This is a genomic window from Streptomyces sp. NPDC048600, assembly GCF_055587025.1.
This window is the reverse complement of the sequence record NZ_JBVJGZ010000006.1, coordinates 386,649-401,045: the sequence shown is the minus strand read 5'-3', so window position 1 is coordinate 401,045 and position 14,397 is coordinate 386,649. Positions and strand designations below refer to the sequence as shown.

Here is a 14,397-nt window from a genome sequence, read left to right as displayed (position 1 = left end):
CCCCTCTCTTGGTCCCCCCTCCGGAACCACCACCTCCCCCCCCCCCCCCCCCCCCCCCTCTTTCGCCCCGCCCCCCCCCCCCCCCCCCCCTTGCCCCCCCCCCCCCCCCCCCCCCCCCCCGGCCCAGCCCGGCACCGGCCCCTACGGCGCCCTCGGTTCCCCGGACGCCAACGGCATCCGGCTGCCCGGCGGCTTCACCAGCCGGGTCGTCGCACGATCCGGCCAGACGGTCTCCGGTACTTCGTACACCTGGCACAACGCCCCCGACGGCGGCGCCTGTTACACCGACGGCACCGGGTGGATCTACGTCTCCAACTCGGAGATCAACCCCTCCGGCGGCGCGAGCGCCGTGAAGTTCTCCTCCAGCGGCCAGATCACGGGCGCCTACCGCATTTTGTCCAACACCCGGCAGAACTGCGCGGGCGGCAAGACCCCGTGGAACACCTGGCTGTCCTGCGAGGAGGTGTCCCTCGGCTACGTCTACGAGACGGACCCCTGGGGCGTGAACGCGGCGGTGCAGCGCCCGGCGATGGGCCGCTTCAAGCACGAGGCGGCCGCGGCCGACCCGGTGCGCCAGGTCATCTACCTGACCGAGGACGAGAGCAACGGCCGCTTCTACCGGTTCGTCCCGAACACCTGGGGCAACCTCTCCTCCGGCACCCTCCAGGTCATGGTCGCGGGCAGCGCCACCTCCGGTTCCTTCACCTGGGCGAACGTGCCCGACCCCGACGGCTCCCCGACCTCGACCCGCACCCAGGTCTCCGGGTCGAAGTCCTTCAACGGCGGCGAGGGCTGCCACTACGCCGACGACACCGTCTGGTTCACCACCAAGGGCGACAACCGGGTCTGGCAGGTCAACCTGACGAACAACACCTACGAACTCGCCTACGACGACTCCCTGGTGAACGGCACCGCCCCGCTCACCGGCGTCGACAACATCACCGGCTCCGCCTCCGGCGACCTCTACGTCGCCGAGGACGGCGGCAACATGGAGATCTGCCTGATCACCCCGGACGACGTGATCTCCGTCTTCCTGCGGATCGACGGCCAGTCCTCCTCCGAGATCACCGGCCCGGCCTTCTCCCCCGACGGCAGCCGCCTCTACTTCTCCAGCCAACGAGGCACCACGGGCTCCTCCTCGGGCGGCATCACCTACGAGGTGACGGGTCCGTTCCGGTCGTAAGCACGAAGGCCTCCGGCCCGCCCATCCGCTCACCCCGCGCCCGGCGCCCTCACCTCGAGGCGCCGGGCGCGCCAGTTGCACGCGGGCGCGCGCCGGGGGGTGCCATGTGCGCGTGGAACGTTTCCGCTGGTCAACCGGGCCGCAGTGGGATCAGTCATGTCGGTGGGACCGCTCGACGGACAGCAACGGCCTTGATCCCGTGCCGTTGGGCCGGGTGCCTTTCAGGAACCGAAGAAGGGGACCCAGTGGTCTTGCGCTACGTCACACGCCTCACTACCGCCCTTGCCGCCGTCGGAGCGCTCGTCCTGAGCACCGCGGCGAGCGCACATGCCACGGCCGTCGGCTCGGCGCCCGTCCAGTCCTTCTCCTACAGCGTGGGCGGCGTGACGATGAAAGTCCCGACCGGCTGCATGTTCACCCACGGCATCCGCGGAAGCGGCCGGAAGATCACCTATCAGAACGCCGGCGTGGACTGCGGCTTCGTCGGTGCGCTCAGCAGCGGCTTCTGCAACTGGCGGATCGACTTCACCTACGCCGACACCAACAACCGGACCTACCGCACCTCGCGCGGCAGCACGCACAGCGAGTGCAAGATCGATCCCATGCGGAACAACAGCCCTCAGACGCTGCCTCGCTACGGCAAGGCCTGTGCACGCCTCTACGTCGGTGGTGTGCGGCGCGTGAGCCAGTGCCACAACATCACGAAGTGAGTCCGCCCATGGTCGAGCAGCATCATGAATCCGAGCTGGACCGGGCGGAGCAGACACGTCGGCGCAGGGCAGGAATCGCCGCGTTCCTGACCGGCCTTGTCGTGGCACTCGGCTTCTTCGCCTTCTTCCCCGGCCTGCCGCATGTCATCGACGCGGGCGCCATCGTCGTGTCCCTCGGCGTCGGGGGACTCGTCAGGTGGGCCTGCCTGCGGCGGATGTCGAGGACGGCGGCGGGGGAGTAGAACCGGCGGGCGACATTCCACCGGCCGGACCACCGCGCCTCAGGCCGCAGGCACCGGAGCGCACGAAGGGGCGGCACCCCCGCACGGGTGCCGCCCTTTTCGTGGGCCGGGGCCGCCGCCGATCGGTACTGAGGGTCGGGGACCGACGGCGGCTCCGGGTTCGGTGAGGTCAGCGGTGGTCGCTGCCCTCGGACTGGGAGGCGGCGCGGCCTGCTTCGAGGCGGGCCACCGGGATGCGGAACGGGGAGCAGGAGACGTAGTCCAGACCCACCTCGTGGAAGAAGTGGACCGACTCCGGGTCGCCGCCGTGCTCGCCGCACACGCCCAGCTTCAGGTCGGGGCGCGTCGCGCGGCCGGCCTGGACCGCGGACTTCACCAGCGAGCCCACGCCGTCCTTGTCGATCGTCTCGAACGGGCTGACGCCGAAGATGCCCTTCTCCAGGTACGCCGTGAAGAACGAGGCCTCCACGTCGTCGCGGGAGAAGCCCCACACGGTCTGGGTCAGGTCGTTGGTGCCGAAGGAGAAGAACTCGGCGGCCTCGGCGATCTGGCCGGCGGTGAGCGCGGCGCGCGGCAGCTCGATCATGGTGCCGATGGCGAGCTTGAGCTCGGTACCGGTGGCGGCCTCGACCTCGGCGATGACCTGGTCGGCCTCCTCGCGGACGATCTCCAGCTCCTGGACGGTGCCGACGAGCGGGATCATGATCTCGGCGCGCGGGTCGCCCTTGGCGTTCTTGCGCTCGGCGGCGGCCTCGGCGATGGCGCGGACCTGCATGGTGAACAGGCCGGGGATGACCAGGCCGAGGCGGACGCCGCGCAGGCCCAGCATCGGGTTCTGCTCGTGCAGGCGGTGGACCGCCTGGAGCAGGCGCAGGTCGTTCTCGTTGGCGTCCTTGCGGGACTCGGCGAGGGCGACGCGTACCGACAGCTCGGTGATGTCGGGCAGGAACTCGTGCAGCGGCGGGTCCAGGAGACGGACCGTCACGGGCAGGCCGTCCATCGCCGAGAACAGCTCGACGAAGTCCTTCTTCTGCAGCGGCAGCAGCGCCTTGAGGGACTCCTCGCGCTCGGCGTCGGTGTCGGCGAGGATCAGCCGCTCGACCAGCTCGCGCCGGTCGCCGAGGAACATGTGCTCGGTGCGGCACAGGCCGATGCCCTGGGCGCCGAAGCGGCGGGCGCGCATCGCGTCCTCTGCGTTGTCGGCGTTGGCGCGGACGCGCAGGCTGCGCTTGCGGTCGGCGAAGGCCATGATCCGGTGCACGGCCTGGACCAGCTCGCCGGCGTCGCTGGCGCCCGCGTGCATGCGGCCCTCGAAGTACTCCACGACCGGGGACGGGACGACCGGGACCTCGCCCAGGTAGACCTTGCCGGAGGAGCCGTCGATGGAGATCAGGTCGCCTTCCTCGACGACGTGCCCGCCGGGCACGGTCATCCGGCGGCGCTTGGTGTCGACCTCCAGCTCCTCGGCGCCGCAGACACAGGTCTTGCCCATGCCGCGCGCGACGACGGCCGCGTGGGAGGTCTTGCCGCCGCGGGAGGTCAGGATGCCCTCGGCCGCGATCATGCCGTCGAGGTCGTCGGGGTTGGTCTCGCGGCGGATCAGGATGACCTTCTCGCCGGAGCGGGACCACTTGACCGCGGTGTAGGAGTCGAAGACGGCCTTGCCGACCGCGGCGCCCGGGGAGGCCGCGATGCCCCGGCCGACCTGCTCGACCTTGGCGCTGTCGTCGAAGCGCGGGAACATCAGTTGCGCGAGCTGGGCGCCGGTGACGCGCTGGAGCGCCTCGGCCTCGTCGATCAGGCCCTGGTCGACGAGCTGCGTGGCGATGCGGAAGGCGGCACCGGCGGTGCGCTTGCCGACCCGGGTCTGAAGCATCCAGAGCTGGCCGCGCTCGATGGTGAACTCGATGTCGCAGAGGTCCTTGTAGTGGTTCTCAAGGGTCTCCATGATCTGCATGAGCTGGTCGTACGACTTCTTGTCGATCGACTCCAGCTCCGCGAGCGGCACCGTGTTGCGGATGCCGGCGACGACGTCCTCGCCCTGGGCGTTCTGGAGGTAGTCGCCGTAGACGCCCTGGTGGCCGGAGGCGGGGTCGCGGGTGAAGGCGACGCCGGTGCCGGAGTCGGGGCCGAGGTTGCCGAAGACCATGGAGCAGACGTTGACGGCGGTGCCCAGGTCGCCCGGGATGCGCTCCTGGCGGCGGTAGAGCTTGGCGCGGTCGCCGTTCCAGGACTCGAAGACGGCCTTGATGGCGAGGTCCATCTGCTCGCGCGGGTCCTGCGGGAAGTCCCGGCCGGTCTCCTTCTTCACGATCTTCTTGAAGAGGGTGACCAGTTTCTTGAGGTCGGCGGCCTCCAGGTCGGTGTCGACCGTGACCTTCTTGGTCTCCTTGGCCTTGTCGAGGGCTTCCTCGAACAGCTCGCCGTCGACGCCGAGGACGGTCTTGCCGAACATCTGGATGAGGCGGCGGTAGGAGTCCCAGGCGAACCGCTCGTCGCCCGCCTGCTTGGCCAGGCCCTGTACGGACTTGTCCGAGAGGCCGATGTTCAGGACGGTGTCCATCATGCCGGGCATGGAGAACTTGGCGCCCGAGCGGACGGATACGAGGAGGGGGTTGTCGGGCTGGCCGAGCTTCTTGCCCATCCGCTGCTCCAGCGCGTCGAGGTGCGCACTCACCTCGTCACGCAGTGCCAAAGGCTCGGCGCCGCTCTCCAGGTAGACCTTGCAGGCCTCGGTGGTGATGGTGAAGCCCGGAGGGACGGGAAGACCCAGATTGGTCATCTCGGCGAGGTTCGCACCCTTGCCGCCGAGAAGGTCCTTGAGGTCCTTGTTGCCCTCGGTGAAGTCGTAAACGAACTTTTGAATTTCCGACACGGGTCCCAACTCCTCGAGGACGCGGTGGCTGCCCTGACGGCGAGGAACATACCCAGATCGAAGGCACCTGGGTACGTCTACTTGTGCGTCATGCGCCTGTAACCAGCCGTCCGCCACGGGATCGAAAGTCAAAGGTTGGTAAGCGATCCAGCTGGAATGTGTTCACTTCTTGAATGCATCAACACCCGTAGACCGACCATCACGCTCAGATGAGCGGCCCTCGGCACGCCTGATTTCGATCGATGAACGATCAAGGGGTGGCACTGAGTGCCACCCCTTGAGGAAGTGCAGTCGCGCCGGAACTGCTCATCTGAGCGCAACCCTTATCAAGGGTGGCGAGAATCACGCTGTCCCGGGCGTCCGGAGACCACCATGCGGACCGCCGTCCGGACCGGAAACACGCTTGTCACCAGCGTGCCTCACACCCCGAGCGCGCGCAGCCGCTCCTCGGCGCGGTCGGGCGCGTACAGGTGCTCCACCACCAGCGCCCCGGCCCCCACGAGCCCCGCCCGCTCCCCCAGCCGGGAGGTGACGATGTCCAGGTGGGCCGTGGAACGCGGCAGCGCCCGCTGGTACAGCAGCTCGCGCACCCCGGTCAGGAACGGCGTCCCCGCCAGGTCCCCGGCGATCATCAGCACCCCCGGGTTGAGCAGGGTCACCACGGTCGCGAGCACCTCCCCGACCATCCGCCCGGCCTCCCGCGCGAGGCCCACGGCCTCCGGGTGCCCGGCCGCCAGCAGGGCGCGCACATCCGACCCCGAGGCCGCCGGCACCCCGGCCTCGGCCAGCCGCCGGGCCACCGCGCCACCACTGGCGACCGCGGCCAGACACCCGTACGAACCGCACCGGCACAGCGCCTGGGCGCCCTCCGGCACCCGGATGTGGCCGAGATCCCCGGCGCCGCCGTCTATGCCCCGGTAGAGCGAGCCGCCCACCACGACCCCCGCGCCGATACCGGTGGAGACCTTCACCAGCACGAAGGCCGAGCAGCCGGGATGCCCCGTGCGCTGCTCGCCGTACGCCATGAGGTTGGCGTCGTTGTCGACCATGACCGGCACCTCGGCGCCGCCCGTGTGCTCGGAGAACGCCCTGGCCAGCCGGCCCCTTATGTCGTAGCCGTCCCAGCCGGGCATGATCGGCGGCTGGACCACCCGGCCGGTCTCGGAGTCCACCGGGCCCGGCACCGCGAGGCCTATCCCGCACACTTCCTCGGGACGGTGGCCCGCCTTCTCCAGCAACTCGGCGAACCAGCGGCCGAGTTCGCCGAGCACCGCGTCCGGGCCGTCCTCGATCACCAGCGTGCCGCCGTGCTCGGCGTGGATCTCGCCGGTCAGCGACAGCAGCGCCACGCGCGCGTGCCGGGTGTCGAGGTCCGCGGCCAGCACGAGCGCGTGCCCGCCGTCGAACTCCAGCGTGATGGAGGGGCGTCCGCCGAGCGGGGAGCCCACCGGGCCGCCCGCGCCCTCGCGCAGCCAGCCCGCGCGGAACAGCCGGTCCAGGCGCTGCCCCACGGTCGCCCGGGACAGCCCGGTCGCCTGCTGGAGCGCTCCGCGCGTGGTGGCACGGCCGCTGCGCACCAGCTCCAGCAGCTCGCCCGCGCCGGCCTGACTTCTGGCAGTCATGCACACCCCCTTGTGTTTCTCAATCCTGCATTACATATTGAGTTTTGCGTGTTAAATAGGCGTAACCCCACGGTAGCCAATGCTGACCCGGCTACCCATGTCCTCGCTGCCATTCTTGCGGGAGCCCCGAGTGGATCGCACTGCCCAGCTCGTCGCCCGGCCACCCGAGTCCGCCGTTGCATACGATCGTCCGCCCCGCGCCGGTGTCCTGCACGACCGGGCCGCCCGGGTGCTGGAGGAGAACTGGACCGGGAGCTCGACCGTGCCCTCCCGGGGCCTGTACCCCCACCAGTGGTCCTGGGACTCGGCGTTCATCGCGATCGGGCTGCGTCACATCTCCCCGTTACGGGCCCAGAGCGAGCTGGAAACACTGCTCGCCGCGCAGTGGGCCGACGGGCGTGTCCCGCACATCGTGTTCAACCCGGCCGTGCCGCTCGACGCGTACTTCCCGAGCCCCGACTTCTGGCGCTCCTCCACCGCCGGGCAGGCGGCGGGCGCCCCGCGGGCGGTGGAGACCTCGGGCATCGTGCAGCCGCCGGTGCACGCGCTGGCCGCCTGGCTGGTGCACTGCGCCGACCCCGAGCTGTCGCGCGGGCGCGGCTTCCTGGCCCGTGTCTATCCGCGGCTCGCCGCCTGGCACCGCTATCTGCTGCACCACCGCGACCTCGGCGGCGGCGGGCTCGCCTCCGTGGTGCACCCCTGGGAACAGGGCATGGACAACGCCCCCAGCTGGGACGCCCCGCTGGCCCGGGTCGCCCCGGCCCCCGCCCGCTCCTTCCGCCGCGCCGACCTCGACCACGGCGCCGCCGAGGACCGGCCCACCGACCTCGACTACGGGCGGTACGTGCGGCTGGCGGCGGACTACCGCGACGAGGGGTACGCCGACGTCGTCTCCGACTTCGCCGTCGAGGACCCCTCCTTCAACGCCCTGCTCATCGCCTCCGAGCACGCCCTCGCCCGGATCGCCCACGAACTGGGCGCGACCGGCACCGCGCGGCACGCCCGGGCCGAGCGGCTCACCGCCGCGCTGATCGAGCGGCTGTGGGACCCGGCGGCGGGCATGTTCCTCTGCCGTGACCTGCGCGGCGGCGGCCTGGTGCCCGAACGCGGGGTGTCCGGGCTGATCCCGCTGCTGCTGCCGGCCCTGCCGCGCGACACCGCCGCCACGCTGGTGCGCACCCTGACCGGGCCGCACTTCGGGCTCGGCGCCACCACCCGTCTCGCCCCCAGCTACGACCTGCTCGGCGAGGCCTTCGACCCGCACCGGTACTGGCGCGGCCCTGCCTGGTTCAACACCAACTGGCTGCTGGAGCGCGGACTGCGCCTGCACGGCGAGCGCGACCGGGCCGACGCGCTGCGCCGGTCGCTGCTGGACACCGCGGGGGCCACCGACTTCGCCGAGTACGTCGACCCGTACACCGGCGAGGCGTGCGGAGCCACCGGCTTCGGCTGGACGGCCGCACTCACGCTCGACCTGCTGCACACGCCGACGTTCGACATCAGGGCCAAGGACACGAGGGACAAGGGAGGGGACCGCGGATGACCGATCGGCAGCATCTGCTCCTGTACGGGGGGACGTTCGCCGCCGTGGGCGACGGGGGCGACATCAGCGGCGTACGGGGCGGCAACCTCCCCGACGGGCTGTTCGTGCGCGACGCCCGGCATCTGAGCCGCTGGCAGCTCACCGTCGACGGGGCCGTGCCGGAGACGCTCACGCCCGTCGCCGAGGGCGACACCGCCCGCTGCGTCCTCGTCCCGCGCGGCGGCCGGCAGGAGCCCGCGGCGTACACCCTGTTCCGTGAACAGGCCGTCGCGGACAGCTCGTTCGTCGAGACCGTGCGCGTCACCAGCAACCGCCCGGTGCCGACCACCCTGCGCCTGGCGATCACCGCCGACGCCGACTTCACCGACCAGTTCGAACTGCGCTCGGACTACCGCACCTACGCCAAGCCCGGCGCGGTCCGCCACCGCCAGGTGCTCGACCACGGCGTGGAGTTCACCTACCAGCGCGGCGCCTGGCTCTCCCGTACGACGGTGAGCGCCCAGCCCGCCCCCGACGCCGTGGAGGAGACCGGTACCGGGGCACGGCGGATGGTGTGGACCTTAGACCTGGAGGCGTACGGCACCGCCGAGCTGACCCTGCGCGTGGTGGCCCGGCCGCATGGTGAGAAGCGGGCCCTGCGGGTGCCCGCCTCCCCGGCCGCGGTGAGCCGCCAACTGCTCGCCCTGGAGGGCACGTTCATGGAGGGCGTCGCCTTCCCGACCGGCTGGCCCGAGCTGGCCGCGGCCTGCGCCAGGGGGCTGGCCGACCTCGCCGCGCTCCAGGTCCCGGCCACCGGCCCGGACGGCGAGGACCTGCGGGTGCCGGCCGCGGGCGCGCCCTGGTTCCTCACCCTGCTCGGCCGGGACGCCCTGCTCACCTCCCTGTTCGCGCTTCCCTACCGCCCCCAGCTGGCCGCCCAGACCCTGCCCGCGCTGGCCGCCGCCCAGGCCGGTGAGCGCAACGCCGCGGGGTCCGCGGCCCAGCCCGGCAAGATCGTGCACGAGGTCCGGCACGGCGAGCTGGCCTACTTCAGCCAGGTGCCCTACGGCCGCTACTACGGCTCGGTGGACGCCACCCCGCTGTTCCTGGTGCTGCTCGGCGCGTACACCGAGCAGACCGGGGACACCGCGCTCGCCCGCCGGCTGGAGTCCCACGCGCGGGCCGCGATCGGCTGGATGCTCGACCACGGCGGCCTCACCTCCCGCGGCTATCTCGTCTACCGCGCCGACGAGGGCGGTCTCGCCAACCAGAACTGGAAGGACTCCCCCGGCGCCATCTGCCGCTCCGACGGCAGCCGGCCGACCGGCGCGGTCATGGCCGCGGGCGCCCAGGGTTACGCCTACGACGCCCTGCGCCGCACGTCGTGGCTGGCCCGCACGGTCTGGGACGACCAGACGTACGCGGCCCTGCTCGAACAGGCCGCCGGTGATCTGCGCGACCGCTTCCAGCGCGACTTCTGGATGCACGACCGGGCGTTCCCCGCCCTCGCCCTGGACGGCGCGGGCCACCAGATCGACGCGCTGGCCTCGGACGCGGGCCATCTGCTGTGGTCGGGCCTGCTGGACAAGGAGTACGGGGAGCTGGTGGGGCGGCGGCTGCTGGAGCCGGACTTCTTCTCCGGCTGGGGCGTGCGCACGGTGGCCGCGGGGCAGCCGGCCTACCACCCGCTCTCCTACCACCGCGGCTCGGTCTGGCCGCACGACAACGCCCTGATCGCCCTCGGCCTGGCCCGCTACGGTCTGCACGACGAGGCCCGCACGGTCGCCCACGCCCTGGTCGACGCGGCGGGCGCCACCGGCCACCGTCTCCCGGAGGTCCTCGCCGGCTACTCCCGCGAGGACCACGCCCAGCCCGTCCCCTACCCGCACGCCTGTACCCGCGAGTCCCGCGCCGCGGCGACCCCGCTGGCCCTGCTGACGGCGGTGGGAGGGGCGTAGCAAAGGTTTGCCCGGAGTTTGCCGAGCGCCTGAACAGCCCCCATGGACGCCCCGTACGAAAGGACGGCGGGCCCGGCTCCCCGGGCCGGACCCGCCGTCTCCGTACGGAAGGACCCGAGGGTGCCCGCGTCGATACGCCTGAACCACCAGCCGCCCACGACCGACGCCGCCCCGCCGGCCACGGACTCGAACCCACCGCCCACCGACACGGAGACCCCCTCACTGCCGGCCACCGGCGAGGACACCCCACCGGCACCCGCCGAAGCGGAGAGCGCCCCACAGAAGCCATCCACCCCCGAGGACACGGCGAACCCCCCGCAGAACTCCCCCACACCCACCGACAACCCGCCACCCGCCGACGGCGAGGACGCCCCACAGGGGCCACCCGCACCCGACGACGAGAGCCGCACGGGTGGTGCGGGCGGGAAACACGATCCCGCCGAAGGCGAAGCCGAGGCGGGCAGCGGCAACAAAAGGCCCCGCAGGGCCAGCGCCCTGGTCACCGCCCTGGCGACCGCCCTGGTCATAGGAGCCCTGCTGCTCCCCAACGCCCTCCCCGCCATCAAACCCGTCCGTTTCGTCCGCCTCCCCGGCGAAGCGGTCATCGGCGCGGCCCTGCTCCTCCTGCTCCCCCGCAGGGGCGCACGCACGGCCGCCGCCGTGGTGATGGGCCTGGCCCTGGCCTGCCTGACGGCCCTCAACGTCCTGGACATCGGCTTCCGCCAGTACCTGGGCCGCGGCTTCAACCCCGTACTGGACTGGGAACTGCTGGACGACGCGCAGGCGTACATGCAGGACACCCTCGGCCGCACAGCCATCGTGGCCCTGACGGTCGGCGCGCTCGCGGGCGTCGTGGCCCTGTTCACCGTCCTCGTCCTCGCCACCGTACGGCTGTCCCGCGCCCTGGACCGGCACCGTTCCCCCACGGCCCTCGGCACCCTGATCGCCGGAACCGTGTGGATGACCACCGCCTCCCTCGGCCTCCAGATCGGCAACGTGCCGTTCGCCAGCGACCGCGCCGCCCAGGCCGTGTCGGTGCAGTACCGCCGGGTGCAGGCGACGCTGGAGGACGAGGCGCGGTTCGAGAAGGAGGCGAAGGCCGACGTCTTCGGCGCGACCCCGCCCGCCCAGCTCGTGCCCGGCCTGCGCGGCAAGGACATGATCTTCGCGTTCATCGAGAGCTACGGCCGCAGCGCGATCGAGGACCCGATGATCGCCCCCGGCGTGAACCGCACGCTGGACGCGCGCACCGATGCCCTGGCGAAGGCGGGCTTCCAGGCCCGCAGCGGCTGGCTCACCTCGGCGACGTACGGCGGCAGCAGCTGGCTGGGGCACTCCACGTTCATGTCGGGCCTGTGGATCGCCAACCAGCAGCGCTATCGCACGGTGACCTCGGGAGACCACCTCTCGCTCACCAAGGCGTTCCAGAAGACGGGCGCCTGGCGCACGGTCGGCATCATGCCCGGTGTGCAGAAGGCCTGGCCGGAGGCGGAGTACTACGGCCTCGACCAGGTCTACGACGCGGACCGTCTCGGCTACGAGGGGCCGAAGTTCAGCTGGTCGACGATGCCGGACCAGTACGCGCTGGAGGCGTTCCAGCGGCTGGAGCACGGCCGCGAGCAGGACAAGCCGCTGATGGCGGAGGTCATCCTGACGTCCAGCCACCAGCCGTGGGCGCCGATCCCGCGCTCGGTGGGCTGGGACGAGCTGGGCGACGGCCGGATCTTCGAGGACATCGAGAAGGCGGGCAAGGACCCGGAGGGCGTGATCGCCTCCTCGGACCGCTCGAAGGTGGAGTACGGCAAGTCGGTCCAGTACTCGGTGACGAGCCTGACCGAGTGGCTGGAGCGCTACGGCACCGACGACACGGTCCTGGTCTTCCTAGGCGACCACCAGCCGGTCGCCCGGGTCAGCGGCGAACGCGCGAGCCGGGACGTGCCGGTGGCGATCGTCGCCAAGGACCCGAAGGTGCTCGCCGCCGTCGACAGCTGGGGCTGGAGCCCGGGGCTGCGGCCGGGGAGCGACGCGCCCGTGTGGAGGATGAGCGCCTTCCGCGACCGCTTCCTGACCGCCTACGGCTCCGTACCGCACCCGACGAAGGGCTGACTCGGCAGCCGGAGGTGTCCGGCGGCCGGCTCAGCCGCCGGAGGTGTCCAGTTCGGCGTCCTCGTCGACGCCCGCGCAGTCGTAGGGGTCCTTCAGCCAGCCGTCCGGCAGCACCACGCGGTTGTTGCCGGACGTACGGCCGCGGGGGCCGTCGGCGCCGGTGGGCCACGGCTGGTCGAGGTCGAGTTCGTCGAGCCCGGCCCTCAGCGCCTCCAGGGAGGACGTGATCGCGAGCCGCTTGCGCATCTCGGAGCCGACCGCGAAGCCCTTGAGGTACCAGGCGACGTGCTTGCGGAAGTCGATCACGCCGCGCGCCTCGTCGCCGATCCACTCGCCGAGCAGCGTGGCGTGCCGGACCATGACGTCCGCGACCTGGCGCAGCGAGGGCCGCGCGAGGTCGTCGGCGCGGCCCTCGAAGGCGGCGACCAGGTCCGCGAACAGCCAGGGCCGGCCGAGGCAGCCGCGGCCGACGACGACACCGTCGCAGCCGGTCTCCCGGACCATGCGCAGCGCGTCCTCGGCGGACCAGATGTCGCCGTTGCCGAGGACGGGGATCTCGGGCACGTGCTCCTTGAGCCGGGCGATGGCGTCCCAGTCGGCGGTGCCGCCGTAGTGCTGGGCGGTGGTGCGGCCGTGCAGGGCGATGGCGGTGACGCCCTCCTCCACGGCGATCCGGCCGGCGTCGAGGTAGGTGAGGTGGTCGTCGTCGATGCCCTTGCGCATCTTCATGGTGACGGGCAGGTCACCGGCGCCGCTGACGGCCTCGCGCAGGATGGCCCGCAGCAGGTTCCGCTTGTACGGGAGCGCCGAGCCGCCGCCCTTGCGGGTCACCTTCGGCACGGGACAGCCGAAGTTGAGGTCGATGTGGTCGGCGAGGTCCTCCTCCGCGATCATGCGGACGGCCTTGCCGACGGTCGCGGGGTCGACGCCGTACAGCTGGATCGAGCGCGGCTTCTCGCTCGCGTCGAAGTGGACCAGCTGCATGGTCTTCTCGTTGCGCTCGACCAGCGCCCGGGTGGTGATCATCTCGCTGACGTAGAGGCCCTTGCCGCCGGAGAACTCCCTGCACAGGGTCCGGAAGGGCGCGTTCGTGATCCCCGCCATGGGGGCGAGGACGACGGGCGGCGAGACGATGTGCGGACCGATCCGCAGCGCGGTGTCGGGGGCGGTGGTGGGCGTGGCCATTGCTCCATTGTGCCCTGCGCCCGGCGGCCGTCCGGCTGCGCTCGTCCGCCCCATGACCGGACGGCTGTCACAGGACTGTGACCGGAGGTGTGGCTTCCGCCACAGCCGCGCGGCGGGGCCACTGATGAGCTGGGCCGATGCGTGCCCGTCCCACCGATCGTCCGCGGCCCGGCAGGGGGCACCGGGCGTGATCATGCTGCTGGCCTATCCGGCCTTCCTCGCCGCCGCCCTCGGCATCGTCTTCGCCTCGATCGGCGTTCTCACCGCGGTCCTGCCGGGCCGTCCCGGGCCCTGGCGCCCGCTGCTGGCCCGACGGGCCGCGTGGCTGGCGGCGGCCGGGGCCGCCGCCGTCTACTTCTGGGGGCTGGCCTCGGTGGGTGCCGCCGAGCACGGCTTCGGCAACGGTGCCGACTCCGTCCCGGCCCCGGCCTGCCGCGACGGCTTCCCGCCGGAGACCGTCGCGGGCCTGTCCCACCACCGGGCGTCCTATCTGCCGCTGGCCTTCGACTGCGTCCGCGCCGACGGCAGTACCTACTCCGCCGAGCCGTCGTACGCGTGGATGAACCCCACCGCCGCCGGTCTCGGCCTGACGGCGGCGCTGCTCGCGATCGGGACGGGGTACGCCACGGAGCTGCGCGCCCGCCGGGAGGCCCGACGGTGATCCGGCGCTACCCGCTGCCCCTGCTGGTGAACCTGCTGCTGGGCGTCCCGGCCCTGGTCCCGCTGCTGTGCGCCCGCTGGTACCTGGCACACGGCCACTGCGGGGAGGACGACCTGCGCCGGCCCGACCTGGACCACTGCACCTACGACCAGATCGAGAGCAGCGGCTTCGTACTGTTCGGCCTGGTCGGCGGCGGCCTGTTCGTGCTGGCGCTCGTGCTGCTCGCGGACGTGCTCGGGCCGCTGCGCCGGGAACGGCCGCTGACGCCCTGGCTGGTGACGCTGCCGGCGCTGTTCGTGCCGTACGCCGCGCTGTCGGCGCTGTGACCTCAGG

General features: G+C 72.0%; 10 protein-coding genes and 1 pseudogene. 8 read left to right on the top strand and 3 right to left on the bottom strand.

What is annotated here, in order from left to right:
* Window positions 1-118: 118 nt before the first annotated feature.
* The 3 genes and pseudogenes from ACZ6SQ_RS11630 to ACZ6SQ_RS11620 all read left to right on the top strand — a co-directional run.
* Window positions 119-1,183: pseudogene (locus ACZ6SQ_RS11630) on the top strand (alkaline phosphatase PhoX); the annotation flags it as partial.
* Between the two features lie 251 nt (window positions 1,184-1,434).
* Complete coding sequence (locus ACZ6SQ_RS11625) at window positions 1,435-1,893, top strand: hypothetical protein (RefSeq protein ID WP_469559566.1); 459 nt, start codon at window positions 1,435-1,437, stop codon at window positions 1,891-1,893.
* Between the two features lie 8 nt (window positions 1,894-1,901).
* Entirely contained in the window at window positions 1,902-2,135 is a 234-nt protein-coding gene (locus tag ACZ6SQ_RS11620) for a hypothetical protein (RefSeq protein ID WP_469559563.1), read from the top strand.
* Window positions 2,136-2,304: 169 nt separating this feature from the next.
* Here the strand turns inward: ACZ6SQ_RS11620 and ppdK are convergent, their stop codons facing one another.
* Window positions 2,305-5,010: a pyruvate, phosphate dikinase gene (gene ppdK, locus ACZ6SQ_RS11615; RefSeq protein ID WP_469559562.1), complete on the bottom strand. Its 2,706-nt coding sequence runs from the start codon at window positions 5,008-5,010 to the stop codon at window positions 2,305-2,307.
* 419 nt (window positions 5,011-5,429) lie between these two features.
* A complete protein-coding gene (locus tag ACZ6SQ_RS11610) occupies window positions 5,430-6,632 on the bottom strand; it encodes an ROK family protein (protein WP_469559560.1) in 1,203 nt (400 codons plus the stop codon).
* 130 nt (window positions 6,633-6,762) lie between these two features.
* Here ACZ6SQ_RS11610 and ACZ6SQ_RS11605 point away from each other — a divergent pair, with 130 nt between their 5' ends.
* From ACZ6SQ_RS11605 to ACZ6SQ_RS11595, 3 genes are all read left to right on the top strand, one after another.
* Entirely contained in the window at window positions 6,763-8,175 is a 1,413-nt protein-coding gene (locus tag ACZ6SQ_RS11605; RefSeq protein WP_469559556.1) for an MGH1-like glycoside hydrolase domain-containing protein, read from the top strand.
* Window positions 8,172-10,112 carry an amylo-alpha-1,6-glucosidase gene (locus tag ACZ6SQ_RS11600; RefSeq protein WP_469559553.1) on the top strand — a complete coding sequence of 647 codons (1,941 nt, stop codon included), beginning with the start codon at window positions 8,172-8,174 and terminating at the stop codon, window positions 10,110-10,112. The genes ACZ6SQ_RS11605 and ACZ6SQ_RS11600 overlap by 4 nt, the downstream gene beginning before the upstream one ends.
* 120 nt (window positions 10,113-10,232) lie before the next feature.
* Window positions 10,233-12,218 carry an alkaline phosphatase family protein gene (locus ACZ6SQ_RS11595; protein ID WP_469559550.1) on the top strand — a complete coding sequence of 662 codons (1,986 nt, stop codon included), beginning with the start codon at window positions 10,233-10,235 and terminating at the stop codon, window positions 12,216-12,218.
* Between the two features lie 30 nt (window positions 12,219-12,248).
* On the opposite strand, the gene dusB is transcribed toward ACZ6SQ_RS11595, so the two are convergent.
* Entirely contained in the window at window positions 12,249-13,403 is a 1,155-nt protein-coding gene (gene dusB, locus ACZ6SQ_RS11590; RefSeq protein ID WP_469559547.1) for a tRNA dihydrouridine synthase DusB, read from the bottom strand.
* Between the two features lie 193 nt (window positions 13,404-13,596).
* Between dusB and ACZ6SQ_RS11585 the strand changes: the two genes are divergently transcribed.
* Entirely contained in the window at window positions 13,597-14,064 is a 468-nt protein-coding gene (locus tag ACZ6SQ_RS11585; RefSeq protein WP_469559614.1) for a hypothetical protein, read from the top strand.
* The gene (locus ACZ6SQ_RS11580; RefSeq protein ID WP_469559545.1) at window positions 14,061-14,390 is read left to right on the top strand and encodes a hypothetical protein; all 330 of its coding nucleotides are present in this window, start codon (window positions 14,061-14,063) and stop codon (window positions 14,388-14,390) included. The genes ACZ6SQ_RS11585 and ACZ6SQ_RS11580 overlap by 4 nt, the downstream gene beginning before the upstream one ends.
* The last annotated feature ends 7 nt before the right edge of the window (window positions 14,391-14,397 follow it).